The organism is Variovorax sp. KK3, assembly GCF_001984055.1.
Lineage (GTDB): Bacteria > Pseudomonadota > Gammaproteobacteria > Burkholderiales > Burkholderiaceae_C > Variovorax.
Map to the genome: position 1 here is coordinate 1 of NZ_LYVO01000214.1, position 355 is coordinate 355.

The following is a 355-nucleotide window of genomic DNA, read 5'->3' on the forward strand; positions in this document are numbered from 1 at the left end:
AGCTGGGCAGTTGGCCACCGTCAGCTACCCGAACGGCGACACCCTGAGTCATGTCTACGACGCCACGGGCCGGCTGATCCAGCTGACGAGAAACGGCACCCCTCTCATCACCGGCCTCGCCTGGAACCCGATGGGCCAGCCCACGGCCTGGAACTGGGCCTTTGCCAACCTGCCGGCGAGCCGGACCTACGACACGGCAGCCCGGCTCACGGCCACGGAGTTCGCCAGCTACGTCTACGACGCGGCCGGGCGCATCACGAGCCTGACGCAGAACCTGTTCCAGCCCGGGGACACCGACCCCGACCACAGCAGCATCGCCAACGCGAACACGACCTGGGGCGTGAGCTACGACCCG

General features: G+C 68.5%; 1 pseudogene. It reads left to right on the top strand.

The window, feature by feature from the left end:
* Positions 1-355 (top strand): annotated as a pseudogene (locus B0W80_RS34225) (RHS repeat protein); the annotation flags it as partial.